20 protein-coding genes are annotated in these 18,425 nt (G+C 38.0%); 13 read left to right on the plus strand and 7 right to left on the minus strand.

The features are described from left to right. The first annotated feature begins 58 nt into the window (after positions 1 to 58). The 8 genes from G3I01_RS15270 to G3I01_RS15305 all read left to right on the plus strand — a co-directional run bounded on the left by G3I01_RS15270 (position 59) and on the right by G3I01_RS15305 (position 7,526). The gene (locus G3I01_RS15270; RefSeq protein WP_219549258.1) at positions 59 to 1,192 is read left to right on the plus strand and encodes an ABC transporter substrate-binding protein; all 1,134 of its coding nucleotides are present in this window, start codon (positions 59 to 61) and stop codon (positions 1,190 to 1,192) included. Further along, positions 1,192 to 2,223, plus strand: coding sequence for an iron ABC transporter permease (locus G3I01_RS15275; RefSeq protein ID WP_219549260.1), 1,032 nt, complete (start codon positions 1,192 to 1,194; stop codon positions 2,221 to 2,223). Before G3I01_RS15270 ends, G3I01_RS15275 begins: the two co-directional genes overlap by 1 nt. Further along, complete coding sequence (locus tag G3I01_RS15280; RefSeq protein ID WP_219549262.1) at positions 2,224 to 3,015, plus strand: ABC transporter ATP-binding protein; 792 nt, start codon at positions 2,224 to 2,226, stop codon at positions 3,013 to 3,015. It abuts the gene before it with no gap. A 76-nt stretch (positions 3,016 to 3,091) separates the two neighbouring features. Beyond that, positions 3,092 to 4,519 carry a DNA recombination protein RmuC gene (gene rmuC, locus G3I01_RS15285; protein ID WP_219549264.1) on the plus strand — a complete coding sequence of 476 codons (1,428 nt, stop codon included), beginning with the start codon at positions 3,092 to 3,094 and terminating at the stop codon, positions 4,517 to 4,519. Continuing rightward, complete coding sequence (locus G3I01_RS15290; RefSeq protein WP_219549266.1) at positions 4,516 to 5,658, plus strand: serine hydrolase; 1,143 nt, start codon at positions 4,516 to 4,518, stop codon at positions 5,656 to 5,658. The genes rmuC and G3I01_RS15290 overlap by 4 nt, the downstream gene beginning before the upstream one ends. 1 nt (position 5,659) lies before the next feature. Continuing rightward, entirely contained in the window at positions 5,660 to 6,025 is a 366-nt protein-coding gene (locus tag G3I01_RS15295) for a 6-phosphogluconate dehydrogenase (protein ID WP_219549268.1), read from the plus strand. A 2-nt stretch (positions 6,026 to 6,027) separates the two neighbouring features. Beyond that, complete coding sequence (locus tag G3I01_RS15300) at positions 6,028 to 6,579, plus strand: acyl-CoA thioesterase (protein ID WP_219549269.1); 552 nt, start codon at positions 6,028 to 6,030, stop codon at positions 6,577 to 6,579. Beyond that, complete coding sequence (locus G3I01_RS15305; RefSeq protein WP_219549271.1) at positions 6,576 to 7,526, plus strand: bile acid:sodium symporter family protein; 951 nt, start codon at positions 6,576 to 6,578, stop codon at positions 7,524 to 7,526. Before G3I01_RS15300 ends, G3I01_RS15305 begins: the two co-directional genes overlap by 4 nt. Before the next feature lie 8 nt (positions 7,527 to 7,534). On the opposite strand, the gene G3I01_RS15310 is transcribed toward G3I01_RS15305, so the two are convergent. The 3 genes from G3I01_RS15310 to rpmH form a co-directional block, all read right to left on the minus strand. After that, entirely contained in the window at positions 7,535 to 7,933 is a 399-nt protein-coding gene (locus G3I01_RS15310) for a DUF423 domain-containing protein (RefSeq protein WP_219549273.1), read from the minus strand. Between the two features lie 100 nt (positions 7,934 to 8,033). Continuing rightward, the gene (carB, locus tag G3I01_RS15315; protein WP_219549281.1) at positions 8,034 to 10,886 is read right to left on the minus strand and encodes a carbamoyl-phosphate synthase large subunit; all 2,853 of its coding nucleotides are present in this window, start codon (positions 10,884 to 10,886) and stop codon (positions 8,034 to 8,036) included. A 117-nt stretch (positions 10,887 to 11,003) separates the two neighbouring features. After that, on the minus strand, positions 11,004 to 11,162 hold the full coding sequence (rpmH, locus tag G3I01_RS15320; RefSeq protein ID WP_011708966.1) for a 50S ribosomal protein L34: 159 nt from the start codon (positions 11,160 to 11,162) through the stop codon (positions 11,004 to 11,006). Between the two features lie 151 nt (positions 11,163 to 11,313). Between rpmH and G3I01_RS15325 the strand changes: the two genes are divergently transcribed. Both G3I01_RS15325 and G3I01_RS15330 read left to right on the plus strand, forming a co-directional pair. Next, positions 11,314 to 11,829 (plus strand): DUF2892 domain-containing protein, encoded by a 516-nt coding sequence (locus G3I01_RS15325; protein WP_219549283.1) that lies wholly within the window; start codon positions 11,314 to 11,316, stop codon positions 11,827 to 11,829. Between the two features lie 125 nt (positions 11,830 to 11,954). Continuing rightward, a complete protein-coding gene (locus G3I01_RS15330; protein ID WP_219549285.1) occupies positions 11,955 to 12,656 on the plus strand; it encodes a TlpA disulfide reductase family protein in 702 nt (233 codons plus the stop codon). 6 nt (positions 12,657 to 12,662) lie between these two features. Here the strand turns inward: G3I01_RS15330 and G3I01_RS15335 are convergent, their stop codons facing one another. Together G3I01_RS15335 and G3I01_RS15340 are read right to left on the minus strand one after the other, a co-directional pair. After that, on the minus strand, positions 12,663 to 13,619 hold the full coding sequence (locus G3I01_RS15335) for a lytic transglycosylase domain-containing protein (RefSeq protein ID WP_219549287.1): 957 nt from the start codon (positions 13,617 to 13,619) through the stop codon (positions 12,663 to 12,665). A gap of 2 nt (positions 13,620 to 13,621) precedes the next feature. Further along, positions 13,622 to 14,329 carry an alpha/beta hydrolase gene (locus G3I01_RS15340; protein ID WP_219549289.1) on the minus strand — a complete coding sequence of 236 codons (708 nt, stop codon included), beginning with the start codon at positions 14,327 to 14,329 and terminating at the stop codon, positions 13,622 to 13,624. Between the two features lie 101 nt (positions 14,330 to 14,430). Here G3I01_RS15340 and G3I01_RS15345 point away from each other — a divergent pair, with 101 nt between their 5' ends. Beyond that, positions 14,431 to 15,144, plus strand: a complete 714-nt coding sequence (locus tag G3I01_RS15345; protein WP_219549291.1) for a pirin family protein — start codon at positions 14,431 to 14,433, stop codon at positions 15,142 to 15,144. An 11-nt stretch (positions 15,145 to 15,155) separates the two neighbouring features. Then, the gene (locus G3I01_RS15350; RefSeq protein ID WP_219549293.1) at positions 15,156 to 15,452 is read left to right on the plus strand and encodes an N-acetyltransferase; all 297 of its coding nucleotides are present in this window, start codon (positions 15,156 to 15,158) and stop codon (positions 15,450 to 15,452) included. Here G3I01_RS15350 and mtaB read toward each other — a convergent pair. Continuing rightward, on the minus strand, positions 15,449 to 16,780 hold the full coding sequence (mtaB, locus tag G3I01_RS15355; RefSeq protein ID WP_219549295.1) for a tRNA (N(6)-L-threonylcarbamoyladenosine(37)-C(2))-methylthiotransferase MtaB: 1,332 nt from the start codon (positions 16,778 to 16,780) through the stop codon (positions 15,449 to 15,451). The two genes, G3I01_RS15350 and mtaB, sit on opposite strands and share 4 nt — an antisense overlap. Before the next feature lie 194 nt (positions 16,781 to 16,974). On the opposite strand from mtaB, the gene G3I01_RS15360 reads away from it, so the two are divergent. Continuing rightward, positions 16,975 to 17,190, plus strand: a complete 216-nt coding sequence (locus G3I01_RS15360; RefSeq protein WP_219549297.1) for a hypothetical protein — start codon at positions 16,975 to 16,977, stop codon at positions 17,188 to 17,190. Here the strand turns inward: G3I01_RS15360 and G3I01_RS15365 are convergent. Beyond that, the gene (locus tag G3I01_RS15365; protein ID WP_219552849.1) at positions 17,187 to 18,359 is read right to left on the minus strand and encodes a GlmU family protein; all 1,173 of its coding nucleotides are present in this window, start codon (positions 18,357 to 18,359) and stop codon (positions 17,187 to 17,189) included. The two genes, G3I01_RS15360 and G3I01_RS15365, sit on opposite strands and share 4 nt — an antisense overlap. Between the last annotated feature and the right edge of the window lie 66 nt (positions 18,360 to 18,425).

Here is an 18,425-nt window from a genome sequence, read left to right on the forward strand (position 1 = left end):
TTAGGTTAAGGGTTCAAAATTTTAAATAATCTTACTTTTGAACTCAAATCGACCGATCTTGAAAAAAATTATTTTCATATTTCTAATCCTTGGCATCCTTTCCTGTAAAGAAAGACCTCAACAGAATGATCCTGATAATCAAAAAGGTAAGACTGTTGAAATAGAAAATGCAACAGGATTTAGCATCACCAAATTCAAAAATTACAGTATCATAGAGGTAAATACTCCCTGGCCCGGCGCACAGGATCCTTTTATATATCTTTTGAAAGAAAAAGATGCCGAGATCCCTAAAAATTTAAATTTTGACCAGCTCGTTGAAGTTCCAGTAGAAAATATTGTAGTTACCTCTACCACTCATATCCCTGCCTTAGAAGCATTGAATGAGGAAAATACCTTAAAAGGTTTTCCCGGGCTGAATTACATTTCTTCAGAAAAAACAAGGAAACTAATAGATAATGGAGAGATCTCCGAATTAGGCCAGAATGAAAATATAAATACTGAAGTTCTTATCGAACTTTCACCAGATGTAGTCATAGGCTTTGCCATTGATGCTTCGAACAAAAGTTTTGAAACCATTCAAAAAACCGGTATCCCGGTGATTTATAATGGCGACTGGACAGAACAAAGTCCGCTTGGAAAAGCCGAATGGATCAAATTCTTCGGAGCTCTTTACGGAAAGGAAAAAAAGGCACAGGAAATCTTCAAGGAAATAAAGTCTGAATATCTTGCAGCCAAAGAACTCGCGAAAACAGCTAATTCAAAACCTACAATCATTAGTGGGTCTATGTACAATGATAAATGGTATATGCCCTATGGCAATTCCTGGCAAGCCCAATTCATTAAGGATGCCAATGCAAATTACCTGTATTCTGATACAAAAGGTGATGGCAGCCTGTCCCTCGCATTTGAAAGTGTTTTGGAAAAAGCGGAAGATGCAGAGTTCTGGATGAGTTCCGGGCAATTCACTTCCTATGAACAACTATTCAATGAATCTGAACACTACCAAAGATTCACAGCTGTAATGAATAAAAATGTATATAGTGTAAGCTTATCACAGGGCGAAACCGGAGGAATTCTATATTATGAATTGGGACCGCAAAGACCTGATCTTATTTTAAAAGATCACATCGCCATCTTTCACCCTGAATTATTAGAGAATTACGAACTGGTATTTTACAAACCTCTTAATTAATGCTGAACCAGAGAAAATATACTTTCTCCATAATCCTGCTATTCCTGGCGGTGATCCTTACAGGATTATTCAATATTAGCCTCGGTTCGGTAAATATTCCTATTTCTGAAGTAACCTCTTCACTGCTGGGTCTTGAGGTAGAAAAAGACACCTGGAGATATATCATCGTTAATTACCGTCTACCTAAAGCGATCACAGCTATCATTACCGGATCTGGTCTGGCTGTAAGCGGACTTTTAATGCAGACCCTGTTTAGAAATCCTTTGGCAGGTCCTTATGTTCTAGGACTTAGCAGCGGTGCCAGCCTTGGAGTTGCGATCGTGTTTATGGGCGCTTCGGTTTTCGGGGCTTCTTTTGCCGTGATCCTGCTTTCTAAATGGAGCCTGGTTATCGCATCCAGCCTGGGAAGTTTATTAGTACTATTTGCCGTTATACTGGCTTCTATTCGATTAAGAGATACTATGGCTATACTTATCATTGGGTTGATGTTTGCCAGCCTTACCGCAGCTATAGTTAGCGTTCTAGCCTATTTTAGTCCGGCTTCACAACTTCAGCAATATGTATTCTGGTCTTATGGTAGTCTGGGAGACCTAAGCTGGGACGAAGTAGGCATTCTTAGCCTTTTCTGGATCCTTGGTATCTTAATTAGTATAGGAAGTATAAAGAACCTTAATTCACTGCTGCTTGGGGAGCAGTATGCGAGAAGCCTGGGTACTAACATAAAAAAGAACAGGTTTGCGATAATCATAGCTACCAGCTTGCTCGCAGGTAGCATTACTGCTTTTGCAGGCCCTATCGCCTTTGTTGGTCTCGCAGTGCCTCATTTAATTAGACAGATCATTCCTTCCGCCAATCATATAACCCTTGTTCCCGCAGTAATATTTGGCGGTGCAATTTTAATGTTGCTATGCGATATTATTGCGCAAATCCCGGGAAGCGAATACAGCTTACCTATTAATGCCATAACTTCGCTAATTGGAGCACCGGTGGTCATCTGGTTACTGGTAAGAAAAAGAAAGTTCAATTTTTAAATGACAGCATCAAATTCAAATAGCGTCCTTAAAACTGAAAGCCTAAACATAGGTTACAGGAAGAAAAATAAGGTGAATTTGATAGCATCAGACATCAATATAGAAATTAATCCCGGTGAGCTTGTTGCCGTTATCGGAGTGAATGGAGCTGGAAAATCTACCTTACTTAAAACTTTAAGTGGAATACTACAAAGTGTTGATGGAGAGGTTTTTATATCTAACAGTAAATTATCTAAAACAGACCCTTCTGACCTTGCTAAAAATATTAGCATGGTCTTAACCGAGCAATTGTTATCAAAAAATCTGAGTGTTATCGAATTGGTAGCCCTGGGCAGGCAACCCTATACTAACTGGATAGGCCGTCTAACCAAAAATGACCTGAAAAAGATCATGCACGCCATTAAATTGGTAAATATCGAAGACATCAAAAACAAGAAATGTCACGAATTAAGTGACGGTCAGTTTCAAAAGGTTTTAATAGCCCGGGCACTGGCACAGGACACTCCACTAATTATCCTGGACGAACCTACCACTCACCTGGACCTGTATCACAAAGCATATGTATTAAAACTGCTTCAAAAGCTTAGTAAAGAAACCAATAAAGCAATACTTTTTGCTTCACACGAAATCAACCTTGCTCTACAGCTTTGCGATAAACTTATTATTCTTAAAGATAAGAAAGCATTATTCGGAAATCCGGAGGAACTAGTAAAGACCAGAGCTATCAATGATCTTTTCCCCGGGAACCTTATTCATTTCGACCAGGAATCTTCAAGTTTTAAAATTAAATAGGCCTGCAATTCAAATTTCTTTCCTCGCCCTTCATTAAAATTCTTAAATAAGTATCTTTGAGAAAATCGCCTACCATATGAACGAATACCTTCTTGTTACCTTAATATTTTTGATCGCATTAGGAATAGGAGGCTATCTGGGGAAGTTAATTTCCAGTTTAAAGTCCGGCTCTGAAGCCAGCAGACTGGAAGAAAAGAATAATCAACTATCACTTCACATAGAAGAACTTAAAACTCAATTAAACAACAACTTAGATAATTATAAGTCTGATATTCAGCAACTGAAAAACGAAGCGCAGGCAGATATTGAAAAGATCGAATTAGAGCGTGAAGAGATCAGGCAAAAAAAGGAATATTTAAGTTTACAACTCACCCGGAAAATTTCAGAATTCAATAATCTTCAGGAAAGAAATGAAGAACAGAAAGCCGAGGTTGAAAAGCTTCAGGAGAAATTTTCTAAAGAATTTGAAAACCTTGCGAACAGGATCCTGGACCAGAAATCTGAAAAATTCACCACTCTCAACAAACAAAACATCGAAAGTATTCTCGATCCATTGAAGGAAAAAATAAAGACCTTCGAGGACAAGGTGAACCTTAACAATGAGAATTTCATTAAGAGACACAGTGAACTTGGCGAGCAGCTTAGAAACCTGAACGAGCAAAATATAAGGATAAGCGAAGAGGCGAATAACCTAACTAAAGCTTTAAAAGGCGAAAACAAAACCCAGGGTAACTGGGGTGAGTTGATCCTTGAGAAAGTGCTCGAAAAGTCGGGATTAGTAAAGGATCGCGAATACTTTATTCAAGAATCCCATAAAGATGAAGATGGTAACAGGCTCTATCCAGATGTCGTTATACATTTACCGAACGACAAACGCATGGTTATCGATTCTAAGGTCTCCCTGGTTGCTTATGAGAAATATGTAAGCGAAGAGAATAAGGATACCCAGGAACGCTATTTAAAGGAGCACATCCGATCACTGAACAATCATATCCTGCAACTAAGCAGTAAAAAATATGAAGATCTGCATGAGATGAAATCTCCAGATTTTGTTTTAATGTTTATTCCTATTGAGCCCGCCTTATATTTGGCGCAAAATGCAGATAACACATTTTTCTATACAGCTTTTCAGAAGAATATACTCCTGGTTAGCCCTACTACCCTTTTATCCACTCTAAGAACTATAGACACTATCTGGAGCAATGAAAAACAGCAACAGAATGCTTTGGCCATTGCTAAACACGCTTCCAGTTTATATCACAAGTTCAAAATTCTTCTTGACGATCTTAATACCGTGGGAGATAGAATAGATTCTACTAAGAATGCATATTCCGGGGCGATGAAAAAATTAACCGGCCAGCAAAACCTCATTAAAGATATCGATAAGCTGGAAGAACTTGGTATAGCACCAAAACAAAAGATCGGAAAAGTCTGGCTGGACAAAGCCAATGAAGATTCTGAAAGTGAAGAAGAATCAGAAAATCCTACATTTAATCTACAATGAAAACCATTTACACCTTAATCTTATTCAGCTTCCTTTTCTTTTTCCCTGAATTAAAGGCACAAGAGATCTATTTTCCAGATGCCGGAGAATGGGAAGAGCGATCTGCTTCAGATTTCAATTTAAATTTATCTGAAGCCGTAGAATTCGCAAAAGCAAATGAATATTCAGAATCTAGGGATCTGCGACAAGCCATATTAAAAGGTTTTCAACAGGAACCTTATCACGAATTGTTAGGCCCAGTTAAAAGAAGAGGCGGACCGGCAGGAATCATATTGAAAGATGGCTATATAGTTGCAAAGTGGGGTGATACCAAAAGGGTAGACATGACCTTTAGCGTAACGAAAAGCTTTCTTTCTACCACTGCTCTTATTGCAATGGATAAAAATTTGATCACAGATTTTAATGATGTGGTAATAGATTACGTATGGTACGATACTTTTGAAGGAAAACATAATTCCCAGATCACCTGGAAAAACCTGTTACAACAAAATTCAGATTGGAGTGGAGAACTATGGGGCGGTTTCGACTGGGCAGACAGGCCACCTCAAGATAAAACTATAGACGAATGGAGATCCAGAGAACTACACGAACCTGGCACTAATTTCAAGTACAACGATGTTCGGGTAAACGTCCTGGCATATTCTCTATTAAATGTATTCAGAAAGCCCTTACCAAAAGTGCTAAAAGAAAATATCATGGATCCTATCAACGCATCTCAATCCTGGAGATGGTTTGGTTATGATAATTCCTGGACTGTTATAGACGGTCTTAAAATGCAATCTGTAAGCGGCGGCGGCCATTCTGGCGGCGGAATGTTCATCAATACAGAAGATATGGCAAGGTTCGGACTCTTATTTATGAACAACGGGAAATGGGAAGATATACAATTGATCTCGCCCAATTTGATAAAAGAGGCAATCCAACCTTCTAAACCAAATCCGAATTACGGATATATGTGGTGGCTTAACTCGAAAGGCGATCGAAATATGCCGGAAATTGATAATGAAATCTTTTATGCCGCAGGTTTTGGTGGTAATTTTATCGTCATAGATCAGAAGAGGAACTTAGTAATCGTTACTCGTTGGCTGGAGCCCTCAAAATTTGAAGAGTTTATGAATCTTATTTATAAAGAAATTTAAAATGAAAAAGACCTTATTCTACATACTTGGAGGCATCCTGATTCTTTGGCTACTATATTACGCCTTCGTCTATTTTGTACCATATAGCGAGGGTACCAGAAGTGGAGAATTGATCAAATTCAGTCATAAAGGTGTAATTGTAAAGACCTGGGAAGGCGAAATAAGCCAGGGAATAAGTGGAGCTCAGATATTCCAGTTTTCGGTTCTGGACAAGCACGATGACGTGATCCAGAAACTTCAGGAATATGAAGGCAATTATGTGAAACTTACCTATGAAGAGCGATATACTACCTTTTTCTTCTGGGGAGATACCAAGTATTTCATTTCCGAAGTTGAAAAATCTGAAAGTCCACATTTTAGAAAATAACTATGCAGAAATCTTTTAAAGACATACAAGACAGCCAGGTAGTAATTTCAGAATTAATGCTTCCCTCCCATTCCAATTTTAATGGGAAGATCCACGGCGGTTATATTCTATCATTACTGGACCAGATCGCTTTCGCCTGCGCCTCAAAACACTCAAGAGCGTATTGTGTTACCGCTAGCGTTGACACAGTAGATTTCCTGAAACCAATTGAGATCGGGGAACTAGTAACCATGAAAGCTTCTGTAAATTATGTTGGGAGAAGCTCAATGGTGATAGGAATTCGTGTTGAAGCAGAAAATATACAAACAGGAGAAATAAAGCATTGCAATTCCTCATATTTCACAATGGTTGCAAAAGACGATAAAGGAGATTCTGTAGACGTTCCCGGGTTGATATTAAGAACCGACAATCAGATAAGACGTTTTGCTAAGAGCATTAAAAGAAAAAATATGAAGAAAAGAAGAATCCAGGAATTCCATGAGACCGATTTTTCTTCAGATAAATACTTGCATATTCTTGAAGATCATAAAGCTAAAATAGAACTGGATTCTTGAAGTCTCACGGATTCATAGTAGCTATTTTTTTAGCCATAGGGATCGCCTATTTTTTCCCACAGGGAATAGATCTGCTGCCTTTAAAAACGATTACAGATATCGGGATCGGACTGATATTCTTCTTCTATGGCCTAAAGCTTTCACCAGCTGAATTCCGTGCCGGTGTGATAAATTACAAGGTTCACATCGTCATACACGTTACCACGTTCATTGTTTTTCCCTTACTATGCCTGCTCTGTCTTCCACTTTTTGAAGATGGGCTAAAATCGGACCTCTGGATCGCACTTTTCTTTTTAGGCACCTTGCCATCTACAGTATCATCATCTGTGGTGATGGTAGCTTTAGCAAAGGGTAATTTACCAACTGCCATATTTAACGCAAGTCTTTCAGGGCTTATAGGGATTGTAGCTACACCACTCTGGATTGGATTTATCCTGGGAAAATCGGCAGATTTTGACTTTATCGTGGTACTGCAGAAACTTTGTCTGCAAATAATTCTGCCGTTAGCGCTAGGTTTATTTTTACAGAGATACTTTGGACATTTTGCGAGAAAATATGGCAAGCAATTAAGCCTCTTTGACAAGACCACCATTATTCTAATTATATATTCCAGCTTTAGCAACTCGTTTACGTCAGACCTTATCGCATCGGTAGAATTGGATGAATTATTAAAAATGGCGGTTATCGTTTTGATTCTTTTCTTTGCGGTCTTCTTTGGACTAGCTTATTTCTCGAAGATCATTGGTTTTAATACTGAAGACAAAATAGCGGCTCAATTCTGCGGAACCAAGAAATCTCTGGTGCACGGATCTGTAATGGTGAGGGTTTTATTCGGAAATGCTGCCAGTTCCGGCCTTTTATTGTTACCAATAATGCTGTATCATTCTACTCAATTGATATTAGTAGCCTGGTATGCCGAAAAATATAGAAAAAGACAGATCGATTAATTGAAAACCTAAGGATTAAGATACATCGCGATATTGGCCAGATTAATTGTCAATAAAACCCAACCTGCTACCAGCAAAAGACCTCCTAGCGGCGTGATTGGCCCCAAAATTTTAATCTTTTTTCCTCTGGAAGAATTCCAGGTTAACCCATAAATACTGAAAGAAAAAAGTAGAATTCCGATAATAAAACACCAGGCCATCACAATTTGCAACCCAGAAAGAAAAGGAAAAGTAATTCCACAGATTATTAGTACAATAGCATGGTACATCTGGTATTTCACACCGGTTTCAAAACTTTTAAGCTGATCTTCATTAAACTTTTTCTTAAGGGCATGAGCCCCGAAAGCTCCTAAAATAACCGAAAGGCCACCATAAATACCACCAATGATCAATACCAATTCTTTCATAAAAGCATATTAAAGAAAAAAGTCATTTCAATAGAACCGAGATACATAAAAGTTGGATCTCAATTCAGTCGAAATGACTTTTTACAAATTTGAAAATATATTATTTACTTAAGTACATCTTCCTTCTTGAATAAAGATCGTAGAATTCATCATCTTTTAAACTATCAATAAAGAGGATACTTTCTCCAGTACTCTTCATCTCAGGCCCTAGTTGCTTGTTCACTTTCTGGAATTTATTGAAAGAGAACACCGGTTGCTTAATCGCATAACCTTCCAACTGAGGATTGAATGTAAAGTCTTTCACCTTCTTGGCTCCAAGCATCACTTTAGTTGCATAGTTCACATATGGCTCCTTGTATGCCTTGGCAATAAAAGGAACTGTTCTCGATGCTCTAGGATTTGCTTCAATAATAAAGACCTTGTCATCTTTGATAGCAAACTGAATATTGATCAAACCTACAGTGTTTAAGGCAAGAGCGATCTTTTTCGTGTGATCCTTGATCTGTTGCATCACCAGGTCTCCAAGGTTAAATGGAGGAAGCAGCGCGTTGGAATCTCCTGAGTGGATTCCACATGGCTCGATATGCTCCATGATCCCTATGATGTAAACATCTTCACCATCGCAAATTGCATCGGCTTCAGCTTCTATAGCCCCATCAAGGTAATGATCAAGAAGAAGCTTATTGTTAGGGATCTTTCTTAAAAGATCTACTACATGCTCTTCAAGCTCATCTTTATTAATCACAATCTTCATTCCCTGACCTCCAAGAACATAAGATGGTCTTACCAGGATTGGGAAATCAAGTTCATCTGCCAGGGCAAGTGCCTCCTCTGCATTCTCTGCTGTTCCGAAATCTGGATAAGGAATATCATGTGCCTGAAGCAGTTTAGAGAAACTACCTCTGTCTTCTGCAAGATCCAGGGCTTCAAAACTTGTTCCCATGATCTTCACACCATACCTGTGAAGCTTTTCAGCAAGTTTAAGAGCAGTTTGACCTCCTAATTGCACGATAACACCTTCCGGCTTTTCATGCCTGATAATGTCATATATATGCTCCCAAAAAACCGGCTCAAAGTATAATTTGTCTGCAGTATCAAAATCTGTAGAAACCGTTTCAGGGTTACAGTTGATCATGATCGTTTCGTAGCCACATTCTGAAGCCGCAAGTACCCCATGCACACAGCTATAATCAAATTCAATCCCCTGCCCTATTCTATTAGGACCAGATCCAAGAACGATAATCTTTTTTCGGTCTGAAACCTGGCTCTCATTTGCAGTATAGAATTCACCTTCTTTAGATTGAATTCCTTCTTCAAAAGTTGAATAATAATATGGAGTTTCCGCTTTGAATTCAGCCGCACAGGTATCAACCAGTTTATATACTCGATTAACTCCCAGTTCCTCACGCTTGTTGTATACTTCACTTTCCAGACAATCCAGCATATGAGCAATTTGCCTGTCTGCAAAACCTTTCTGTTTCGCCTCTAAGAGTAGATCTTTAGGAAGTGAGTTGATATCAAATTTTGAAATTTCATTATCAAGAGCATGAAGTTCTTCATATTGCTTTAAGAACCACATGTCGATCTTGGTGATCTCATGTATCCTGCTAAGTGGAATCCCCATCTGTATAGCATCATAGATCACAAAAACCCTATCCCAGCTTGGATTTGTTAACTTATCTATGATCTGGTCATAATCCTTATAACCCTTACCATCTGCACCTAAACCATTTCTTTTGATTTCCAGCGACTGGGTGGCTTTATGAAGCGCTTCCTGGAAAGATCTTCCTATTCCCATTACCTCTCCAACAGATTTCATCTGAAGGCCTAAAGTGCGATCTGCTCCTTCAAATTTATCGAAATTCCAACGTGGTATCTTTACGATCACGTAATCCAATGAAGGTTCAAATAAAGCGGAAGTAGATTTGGTGATCTGGTTATCCAGCTCATCTAGATTATAGCCTAGAGCAAGTTTGGTAGCGATCTTTGCAATTGGGTATCCGGTAGCCTTAGAAGCTAACGCAGAAGACCTGGAAACACGAGGGTTAATCTCGATAGCATAAATGTCTTCTTTTTCATCTGGGCTTACTGCGAACTGTACATTACATCCTCCCGCAAAGTCTCCGATACTACGCATCATTTTGATGGCCATATCCCTCATTCTCTGGAATGCCTTATCGCTTAGCGTCATAGCAGGAGCAACTGTGATAGAATCTCCAGTATGAATCCCCATAGGATCCATATTTTCGACGGTACAGATAATCACAACATTATCGTTCTTGTCACGTAGTAATTCAACCTCATATTCTTTCCAACCCAGTAATGCCTTATCGATCAAAACCTCGTGAATTGGAGAAGTTTCCAGCCCGTAGGTCAACATCTCGTCAAAATCTTCAGCACGATGAACAAATCCGGCCCCACCTCCCCCAAGGGTAAATGATGCTCTAATTACAAGTGGATACCCAAATTCCTGGGCAACTTCTTTTCCTTGTAAATAAGAAGTAACGGTTTTTGCCGGAGCAACAGGAATCCCAATTCTACCCATTAGTTGTTTGAACTGCTCTCTATCTTCACAAATATTGATCGCGTCTATATCAACACCAATCAACTTCACGTTGAAATCAGACCAAATCCCTTTCTCATCTGCTTCAATACAAAGGTTAAGAGCAGTTTGCCCTCCCATGGTAGGAAGCACCGCATCAATTTCGGGATGATCCTTTAGTATCTCTACTAAAGATTTTGTGGTAAGGGGTTTTAAATACACATGATCGGCCATGGATGGGTCGGTCATGATAGTTGCAGGGTTCGAATTTATCAGTATTGTTTTAATTCCGTCCTCTCTTAATGAGCGTAAAGATTGGGTTCCGGAATAATCAAATTCACAGGCCTGTCCTATAACAATTGGTCCAGATCCTATAATTAAAACGCATTTAATGTCGTTGTTTTTTGGCATAATAATGTGTTGTGTTTGCGTTACGTTGTGTTAGGGCTAAAAATAAGAAGCGTCTGGGTATAAAAAAAGGCGTTACTTAAAAAGTAACACCTTTATTATTTCGAACACTGATTTTCATTAGTGTTTATGTCTGTTTTCAGAAGATACAGATAATTTCTTTCTACCTTTAGCTCTTCTTCGAGCAAGGACTTTTCTTCCGTTAGCACTAGCCATACGCTCTCTGAATCCGTGCTTATTTTTTCTTTTCCTTTTAGATGGTTGAAACGTTCTTTTCATTGTGAATATCTTTTATCTTCTGTAAATTCGTTTTGTCTGTCTTTAAAACTGCGTGCAAATATACAAAGCTTTTTAAGTACTGCAAATACTAAATTAAAATAATTTTTAATTGTTTTTATTACCTTTGCCGCCTGGAAAAATTAGATAAATAATGTTCAACAAAAATATCAAGTTAGTTTTAGCCGGTTTAATACTTGCATCAGCGGTCTGGCAATTCATTGAAGGAGAGATTGGAAATGGCATTGCGCTGATCTTACTGGCCGGAATGTTCATTTTTCTTTATTTCAAAAATGAAATGATTCTACTCGCTTTTCTAAAATTAAGGAAGCAGGATTTCCCTGGCGCTAAAAGGTGGCTTGATAAAATTAAAGATCCTGAAAAGGCCCTGGTTCAAAAGCAACAGGGTTATTATTGGTATCTTCATGGCCTTATGGTTTCCCAAACCAATATCACCCAGGCCGAAAAATTCTTTAAAAGGGCACTTAAACTCGGTCTTTCCATGGATCATGATCTTGCTATGGCTAAATTGAACCTGGCAGGGATTGCCATGACCAAGCGTAGAAAACGTGAGGCCACCATGCTTTTAAATGAAGCAAAAAAGCTTGATAAGCATGGTATGATGAACGATCAGATACGTATGATGAAAGAGCAAATGAAAAAGATCTAGAAGCTCCACTTATAAACATTTTAATAACATTTACTCTTTTGCCTAATAAATAGGTACTTTAACGATATTTTTTTCGTGTAAGAAAAAGCTGATATACTTTTGACAAAACCAGCCCCAAAAATTACATGAAAAAACTATTACTAGTTTTTCTATTTATTGGCCCCACCGTATTTTCTCAGCAAGAGCTGCAGGAAAAGACCTATTTTTCTGAGGCCTTATATTTCCATCTTTCAGATTATAATAGAAAAGCTGATCTCGCTTATCGATTCAATGACTACGAAAAAGGAAAAGAACTTTTTGAAAATTTCACCAGCACCCATCTTGAAGGTTCTTATATGGACAATTTCAAGTTTAGAAATTTAAAAAAGAAGGAAGTAGCACTTTATGATTATAAAAAACCGGTGTTTCTTATTACTTACGCTTCCTGGTGTGTTCCCAGCAAGGGTGAGATCCCAGCGATTAACGAACTGGCAAAAGCCTACAAAGATAAAATAGACTTTGTAGTCTTATTCTGGGACAAGCGCGATAAAGTACGTGAATTAGCAGAGAAATTCTCTACTAATATTTCAGTGGTTTATGTAGATGAAAGTCAGAACAACGGAGCTTACGTTGTTAAGCAATTAAAACACTCCCTAGGCCTTCCAACCTGTTTCCTTATCTCTGGTGATAAAAAGATCATGGATATACTAAGAAGCGTTTTTCCTCCCCTGCAAACCGAAGAGGAAACCGCTTACCGTGAAAATTATATCGCTCTTGAAACTTCTATTTCCCAAAACCTGATTAAGGGATATGAAGGAATTTACGCAGACAACGTTCAGGCTGAATAATGATATTTAATTTATTTCAGGATAATTACCTTTTTCAGGAATGTCGATGAAGTAGGTTTTTCCCGAAGCATTCTTAAGGTGATCATCTCGAAGCCAAGGATTATGCACCTTTAATATCTTATAATTGATCCCGAATTTGGCCGCGAAATCAGGGAAATCTTTAACCACTGTATCTACTTTAACCTTTGCAACCGGAATATGCTTGTAAAGATCTGATTCTTCAAAATTAAATCCGTATTTCTCAGGATGATTCATAATCTCTTTCAATGCAAGTATCCTGAAAACATATCTCCCGGTTTCCTCACCAAGTAAAAGGTCGTAATAATCATCAACCTTTTGTCTTTCCAACTGCTTATCTACACCATATTGACCAGCATTGTATGAAGCAGCTGCCAAAGTCCAGGAACCAAACCTTTCTTTTGCCTTTTTTAAATAATCTGCCGCTACCCTGGTTGATTTCTCGATATGGTATCTTTCATCAACATTCGCATTGATCTCAAGACCATAATCTTTACCTGTACCCTCCATAATTTGCCAGAAACCAACTGCCTTGGCCGGAGAAACTGCCTGAGTAAGTCCACTTTCTATAACTGCGAGGTATTTAAGATCATCTGGCACTCCTTCTTCTTTAAGAATAGGCTCGATCACCGGAAAATACTTATTCGCTCTTTTTATCAATAATAAGGCGTTAGACTGCCAATAGGTATTTACAAGTAGCTCACGATCCATTCTTTCGTAGATATCCGGATCTTCGAGAGGAACTCCTTCGCCTGCGAAACTGAGATTATCTGGCATAGGAAGGGCTTTAATATTGTAGGAATCTGCAACACTCTTATCATCTACATTCACTTTCATCATTTTCTCTACTGAACTTTCGCTATCTCCACGCTGCACCGCATTAATGCTTACAGCGCATATCGTTAATAACCCAACAACCAGTAAAGCACTTTTTAATATTTTCATAGCTAATTAACTTGTTTTGTTTGTTCTTTCTTTTTTAATTTCCCGGTACTAATCAATTCGGGTAGATTCTCATTAAACCAACGGAAACGATTGATAATCATTATATGGGTTCCCCCTTTTATCTTAATTGCTCCATGAATATTTTTTATAGGAAAAACCTCATCCCGATCTCCATGAATATGAATCACTTTTTCATCGGGTCTATCACATTTCCAATTAACCATATTCTTTATCGCCCAATTGAGGTACTGCTTATCTGTAATAGAGATGTATTGCTTATACAACCTGGCCCGTTTCTTTAGAAAATCTCCCACGGCGATCTTCTCAAAGTAATCTACATAATCTGCCAGACCGGTCGGTATAAGTTTAAATAGACCCGTTTTTGAGGCAAATTTCATTCTGGGAGGTAATTCGTCGCTACATTTTACGCTGGATATAATTATAAGCCTCTCAACCTCTATATACTTTGCCATTTCCTGTACAATTACCCCGCCAAAGGATACACCTATTAACACGGGTTCAGAATGTTTAACATATCTCAGTATTCTTTTAGCATATTTCTCAAGACTTTCGTCAACATGAGGTATCTCCCATTTAAGAGGATGAACCTTGAATTCATCTTCTGGAAGAGAAATATTCTCAAAGATCGCAGAATCGGCTGCCATACCAGGCATTAAATACACATGGGTAAGCTTTTGTTCCTGGTTCATTTTAACATGTATATAACAAAGATTGCTGGCATTTAGTTGTAAATTTAACAATCAAAATTACTGCATAATACTTGACTTTCAAATTTACCAAGCCACAAAAAATGGAAAAAGTATTTCATCCTGCAGTTTCGCGGGGGAAAGCCAATTACGGCTGGCTCGACGCTAATTATTCATTCAGCTTCGCTAATTTTTTTGATCCAAATAAAGTCCAATTCGGGCAATTAAGGGTTCTAAATGATGACCTTGTAAAAGCAGGAAAGGGCTTTGGCACTCATCCACATAAGAACATGGAAATTATTTCTATTCCTTTAAAAGGTGAAATAAGACATAAAGATTCCATGAACCACAACGCTGTGATAAAAGCCGGTGAGGTTCAGGTTATGAGTGCTGGAACGGGAGTTGAACACAGTGAATTCAATTCCTCCAACGAAGAACTGAATTTGTTACAGATATGGATCTTTCCAAAAAAGAACGGTTTAGAGCCTAGATATGACCAGAAAGATTTTTCAGATCTTATGAAAGAGAACCAGCTTATAAATGTAGTTTCTCCAAGGTCTGATCAATCTAATAACTCCCTTTTTATTAACCAGCAAGCCTATTTGCATTTAGGTGATTTTGAGACTGGCAGGAAAATTGAGTATGTATTAAAGAATGAACACCACGGGGTTTATGTTTTTCTTATCGAAGGTGAAGCCAATGTTGCAGATACATTGCTTAAGAAACGTGATGCCATTGGAATTTGGGAAACAGATAAAATTTCCATGGGGTTCAAAAAACCTTCAAAAGTGCTTCTTATTGAAGTATCTATGAACTAAAATTTAAAGAAATGAGCAAGGAAGATTTAGTAATTACAGACAATGAATTTCAAAGGCAATTTGAAACTACTATCAACGGTACTTTAGCGACCATTGAATATTCTCAACAGGAAAGAAAGATCTTCTTAACAAAAATGAGAATGCCTGATGGAACTGAACACAGACAGGAAGACTTTATTGTTGCAGTACTTGCTGAAATTAAAGAAAGAAATACAAGTGTAGTTCCTACAAGCCCTGAAGTTGCCGGTTTTATGAGAAAAAACCGAAGAAAATATAAAGAACTTCTACCTGTAGGTATGAATATTTAAACTGCCACTGCCGCTGGTACTTCTTCAAACCTAACCAGCCCATCTTCATCTATTTCAGTTAATTTAATTTTCTGAAGGGTGTTTACTTTACCTGGATCCCAGGGTGCTTTAACTTTTACGTAGTTTTCTGTAAACCCGTGAATATAGCCCTCCTTATTCTCGCCTTCAAATAACACAGTGCAGGTATTTCCTAACTGACTTTCATAAAAGGCGCGTCGCTTTTTAGCGGAAAGACCGCGAAGCATCTTACTTCTTTTTTTACGAACCTTCGTTGAAACTACACCTTCCATTTCTGCAGCCGGAGTATTATCCCTTTCAGAATAGGTAAACACATGTAAATAGGAAATATCTAATTCATTTAGAAAATTATAAGTTTCCAGAAAGTGTTCATCTGTTTCTCCTGGAAAACCAATGATAACATCAACACCTATACAAGCATTCGGCATTACCTCTCTTATTCGGCGAACCCTGTCCACATAGAGATCGCTCATATATCGCCTTCTCATAAGCTTCAGGATCTCATCACTTCCACTTTGAAGAGGAATATGGAAATGAGGTACAAAGGTCCTGCTCTGGGATACAAAATCTATAGTTTCGTTTTTAAGCAAGTTCGGCTCTATAGAAGAAATTCTTAATCTTTCTATTCCGTCAACTTCATCCAGGGCTTTTACCAGGTCTAAAAAGGTATGCTCGTGTTTTTTATTACCGAATTCACCTTTTCCGTAATCCCCTATATTCACTCCTGTTAGAACGATCTCTTTAATTCCCTGTTCAGAAATTTCAGCTGCATTATTTAATACATTCTCCAGCTTATCACTTCTCGAGATTCCACGAGCCAACGGTATTGTACAATAAGTACATTTATAATCACAACCATCCTGAACTTTTAAAAAAGCCCTGGTTCGATCTCCAATTGAATAGGAACCAACATAGAAATCGGCTTCGTTGATCTCACATGAATGAACTTCACCATGATCATTTTTAGTAAGATCATTAAGATAATCTGTGATCTTGAATTTTTCAGTGGCACCAAGAACAAGATCCACTCCATCTATTGCAGCCAGCTCTTCAGGCTTTAATTGGGCATAACAACCAACAGCAATTAGAAAAGCATCTTCATTGGCCTTCTGCGCCTGCTTCACAATGGTCTTAAAACGCTTGTCTGCATTTTCGGTTACAGAACAGGTATTTATTACATATATATCTGCCTCTTCTGAAAAATCCACTCTTTCAAATCCCTCATTTTCGAAAGACCTTGCTATAGTTGATGTTTCAGAAAAATTGAGTTTGCAACCCAATGTATAAAATGCGACTTTCTTTGCGTCCATAATCCCTCATTTAAGATCCAACCTTGAGATTGGGGCTGCAAAGATACCAGTTTAAAATGTTTCTGTAAAATGATGAGGACATTGTAATTAAAAGAGACTGTGAATCTTAGAAGATAATTGGACATTTTTTCGTATATTCAAACTCTTTTTTAGACAAGAACATTATGGATTTTGGCCGCGCAAATCCCGCCAACATGGATTTGGAAAGTAAAGCAAAGAACTCCGCTTTAAATAATTCTGAAAGGAAATTCAAAGGCATCATGCAAAGAAGCCGCATCACTGAAGAAGACCTGGAACAGTTCCGCCAACAGATCATTGCTACGCATAAAAAAAAGCATTACAGAGTTTTACTGATCTCTGCAATACTTTTTATATGTCTCATTCTATTGGTCACCCTTCTGAAATTTTAGGCTTTTCTCCATTTAGCCGAATAGTCAAAAGCATGCTTTAATATATCCCGGTCGTGCGATGTCAGCTCCACATCACGCCTTTTCATCACCAACTCCATTGTTTCCAATGCTTTTTCAAGTTTGTATGTTGTTGTTCCTGCACTTCCACCCCAGCTAAAACCTGGAATAAAATTTCTAGGAAAACCACTTCCAAAGATATTTGCGCTTACTCCAACAACAGTTCCAGTATTGAACATGGTATTAATCCCACATTTACTATGATCACCCATAATGAGACCGCAGAACTGTAAACCTGTTCTGGCAAAATTCTCGGTATTATAGTTCCACAACCTTACCTCGGCATAGTTGTTCTTCAGATTGGAGTTATTCGAATCTGCTCCAATATTGCACCACTCACCAAGGACAGAATTACCCAGAAAGCCGTCATGACCTTTATTCGAATTCTGGAAGAAAACTGAATTATTCACTTCTCCTCCTACTTTACAATAAGGGCCCACCGTAGTTGGACCATAGATCTTAGCGCCCATTTTAATGATCGCACCCTGGCAAATTGCGAAAGGTCCTCTGATTAAAGAACCCTCCATGATAGTAGCATTCTTACCAATATAAATAGGACCTGAAGATGCATTTAAAGAGCAATTTTCAACCACTGCACCTTCTTCAATGAAAATGTTCTCTACAGCTTTAACAAAATTAGAATCATCAATTTTAGCAGAACTCCTACCTTTTGTAATCATTTCAAAATCAAGCTCTATTGCTTCTCCGTTCTTTGAAAATATATCCCAGGTGTTGTCTACTGTTAAAATCTCTTCCTCGAAATTTATCGGTTCCAGGGAAGAAACATCAATATTTTTCTCGCCACTTTGGAAATAAGCAATAAGCTTATCGCCTTTAATAAGCTTTTCATTGGAATTTAAAGAGACGATCTTTTCTACCAGACTTTTGGTTGGAATGACAGATGAATCTATTAGAATATTCTTTTCAGAAACCTTTAAAGGCCATTTTCCAGCAAGGTGATCTTCCGTTTTAGTTGAAGTTCTTTCTTCAAGTAAATTTTCCCACTTCTCTCTTATGGTAAGTACGCCTATACGTATATCTGCAACCGGCCTGGTGAAAGTAAAAGGAAGAAGGTCATTTCTTTGAGGACCATCAAAAAGAATATAATTCATCATCTTTGAAATTTTGTCAAAATTAATAGTTCCTGAAGAACTATAAAGGATTTATACTAAAATCAA

This window comes from Gramella sp. MT6 (assembly GCF_019357415.1).
Classification (GTDB): domain Bacteria; phylum Bacteroidota; class Bacteroidia; order Flavobacteriales; family Flavobacteriaceae; genus Christiangramia.